The following is a 3058-nucleotide window of genomic DNA, read 5'->3' as shown; positions in this document are numbered from 1 at the left end:
GACGGGGACGGCGGCGGGGGCCCTGGGCCTGGGGACGCTGCTGCGCGGGTTCCGCGACCGCTGCGACGCCGCGCTCGCGGGCGTGCTCCCCGGCGTGGCCGCCGCCGCCCGGCGGGCCCCGGGGCTGCGCCGCGAGGAGCTGGCGCTGCTGGCGGGGGTGTCCGTGGACTACCTCGTGCAGCTCGAGCAGGGTCGCGCCACCCGGCCGTCGGCGCCCGTGGTGGCCGCGCTGTCGCGCGCGCTGCGCCTGGGCGCCGAGGACTCCGCCCTCCTGCACCGCGCCGCCGGCCTGGCCCCCGCGACGGGGTCGGTCGCCCGGGCGGTGCCCGAGGGCCTGGAGCGCATGGTCACCCGGCTGCGGCAGTGGCCGGTCGCGGTGTACTCCGCCGACTGGTGGCTGCTGCGGTGGAACCCCGCCTGGACGGCGCTGCTGGGCGATTCCGCGGCGCTGCGGGGGCGGGCGCGCAACGTCGTCTGGTACGAGATGACGCAGCCGAACCCGCGCGTCCGGGTCGACCCCGGTGAGGGCGAGACCTTCCGCGACGCGATCGTGGGCGACCTGCGGGTCGCCCTGCTGGAGCACCCCCACGACGCCGAGCTGACCGACCTCGTCGACGCCCTGCGCGCGCGCAGCCCCGAGTTCGTCGAGCGCTGGAGCGCGGCCCGGCCGGCCCGCTACCGGGGCATGCGCAAGCACGTCGACCACCCCGACGTCGGCGCGCTCGTCCTGGACGGCGACGTCCTGCAGGTCCCCGGCTGCGACCTGCGCACGGTGGTCTACTCGGCCGCGCCGGGCACGCGGGACGCCGAGCGCCTCGCGCGGCTGACGGGCCACGGCGCGGACGGCGCTCTCGACGGGTTCGAGGAGCCGCGGACGGCGGGAGCGGCGCTCTGAGCGCGGCGGCCACGTCCCCGACGCCGGCGAGCGCCGGCCCCCGCGCCCGCGGTGCGGGGTGCGGGGGCCGGCGCTCGGGTCGCGCTCGAGGGGCCGCTCAGGCGGGGGCGCCCACGTTCATGACGTCCGGGTCCGCACCGACGCGGCCGTCGGCGCGGTCCAGGCCGGCGATCTGGGCCATGTCCGCGTCGGAGAGCTCGAAGTCGAAGACGTCGATGTTCTCGCGGATGCGCTCCGGGGTCACCGACTTGGGGATCACGAGGTTGCCCAGCTGCACGTGCCAGCGCAGCACCACCTGGGCGGGGGTCTTGCCGTGGGCCTGCGCCAGCGCGCGGACCGCCGGGTCGTCGATGACGCCCTTGCCGGAGGACAGCGGGCTGTAGGCCTCGGTGACGATCCCGTGCTCGGCGTCGGCGGCGCGCAGCTCGGCCTGCTGGAAGAACGGGTGCAGCTCGACCTGGTTGACGGCCGGGACGACGCTCGTCTCCCCGAGCAGGTGGCGCAGGTGGTGCGGCTGGAAGTTCGAGACGCCGATCGCGCGGGCGCGGCCGTCGGCGTAGATCTTCTCGAACGCCTTGTAGGTGTCGACGTAGGCGCCGGCCGCCGGAACCGGCCAGTGGATCAGGTAGAGGTCGACGCGCTCGAGGCCGAGCCGCTCCAGGCTCGCGTCGAAGGCGCGCAGCGTGGAGTCGTAGCCCTGCTCGGCGTTCCACAGCTTGGTGGTGACGAACAGGTCGTCGCGGGCGATGCCGGACTGCGCGATCGCGCGGCCCACGCCCGTCTCGTTGCCGTAGATGGCGGCGGTGTCGATGTGGCGGTACCCCGCCTCCAGCGCGGTCTCGACGGCCGGGACGACCTCGTCGTCTCCGACCTGCCACACGCCGAACCCGAGCTGGGGGACGGTCACGCCGTTGTTGAAGGTGAGCTGGGGAACGCTGGGTGCCATGCCCGCCAGCGTAGTGGCGGGGCACCGGGTCGGCACGCGGGTGGGTGCCGCCGCGCGCACCGCGGCCCGGCACCGCTGCGGGCGGTGCCGGGTCGCGGGGAACCTCAGGGGGTCGGCAGCGTGGAGGTGTCGATGACGAAGCGGTAGCGCACGTCGGAGGCCACGACGCGGTCCCACGCCTCGTTGACGCGGTCGGCGCTGATGACCTCGACCTCGGCGGCGATGCCCTTCTCGGCGCAGAAGTCCAGCATCTCCTGGGTCTCCGCGATGCCGCCGATGTTGGAGCCGGCCAGGCTGCGGCGCGCGGGGATCAGCGAGAACGCCCGCACCGACATCGGGTTCTCCGGGGCACCCACCTCGACGAGGGTCCCGTTGCGGCGCAACAGACCCATGTAGGCGTCGAGGTCGAGGTTCGCGGACACCGTGTTCACGACGAGGTCGAAGGAACCCCGCAGCTGCGTGAACGTGTCGGGGTCGCTGGTGGCGTGGTACGCGCTCGCGCCCAGGCGCAGGCCGTCCTCCTGCTTCTTCAGCGACTGCGACAGGACCGTCACCTCGCACCCCATGGCCGCGGCGATCTGCACGGCCATGTGGCCCAGCCCGCCGAGGCCGATGACGGCGACCTTCGTGCCGGGACCGGCGTTCCAGTGGTTCAGCGGCGAGTACGTCGTGATGCCCGCGCACAGCAGCGGCGCGGCCACGTCGAGCCCGAGCGCGTCGGGGATGCGCAGCACGAAGTCCTCGTCGACGACGACCTGCTGGGAGTAGCCGCCGGCGGTGGGGCGGCCGTCGGCGGGGTCGGTGCCCCCGTAGGTGCCGACCATGCCCTGGACCTCGCCGTTGCCGGTGCAGTACTGCTCCTCGCCGTCGCGGCAGGCCTCGCACTCGCGGCAGGAGTTCACCATGCAGCCCACGCCGACGCGGTCGCCGACGGAGAACTTCGTGACGTCGGAGCCGACCTCGGCGACGACGCCGGCGATCTCGTGACCGACGACGATGGGCCAGGTGACCGGGCCCCACTCGCCGCGGGCGGTGTGGATGTCGGAGTGGCAGATGCCGGCGAACCTGATCTCGATGCGCACGTCCTTGGCGCCCACGTCGCGGCGCTCGATCGTGGTGGGCGCGAGGGGTTCGGTGGCCGAGGGGGCGGCGTACGCGCTGACGGTGGTGCTCACGTGTCCTCCGTGGGTTTCTCTGGGGGGTTCGGGTTCTCGGGG

Annotated in this window: 3 protein-coding genes; 1 reads left to right on the top strand and 2 read right to left on the bottom strand. The window is 74.6% G+C overall.

Features of this window, described 5'->3' with window-relative positions; translation table 11 throughout:
* Positions 1–22: 22 nt before the first annotated feature.
* The gene (locus tag GTQ99_RS21535) at positions 23–895 is read left to right on the top strand and encodes a helix-turn-helix domain-containing protein (RefSeq protein WP_420814602.1); all 873 of its coding nucleotides are present in this window, start codon (positions 23–25) and stop codon (positions 893–895) included.
* 97 nt (positions 896–992) lie between these two features.
* On the opposite strand, the gene GTQ99_RS21530 is transcribed toward GTQ99_RS21535, so the two are convergent.
* Together GTQ99_RS21530 and GTQ99_RS21525 are read right to left on the bottom strand one after the other, a co-directional pair.
* Positions 993–1841 (bottom strand): aldo/keto reductase, encoded by an 849-nt coding sequence (locus GTQ99_RS21530; RefSeq protein WP_166617741.1) that lies wholly within the window; start codon positions 1839–1841, stop codon positions 993–995.
* Positions 1842–1945: 104 nt separating this feature from the next.
* A complete protein-coding gene (locus GTQ99_RS21525; protein WP_166617740.1) occupies positions 1946–3016 on the bottom strand; it encodes an alcohol dehydrogenase catalytic domain-containing protein in 1071 nt (356 codons plus the stop codon).
* Between the last annotated feature and the right edge of the window lie 42 nt (positions 3017–3058).

It is taken from the genome of Kineococcus vitellinus (genome assembly GCF_009906315.1).
Lineage (GTDB): Bacteria > Actinomycetota > Actinomycetes > Actinomycetales > Kineococcaceae > Kineococcus > Kineococcus vitellinus.
Note: the sequence above shows the minus strand (reverse complement) of the source record. Positions and strands in the feature narration are given on the sequence as shown.

Bases quoted from the DNA above. Each gene is read 5' to 3' on its own strand.
- GTQ99_RS21530 (WP_166617741.1), bottom strand. From the start codon at position 1,841: ATGGCACCCAGCGTTCCCCAGCTCACCTTCAACAACGGCGTGACCGTC.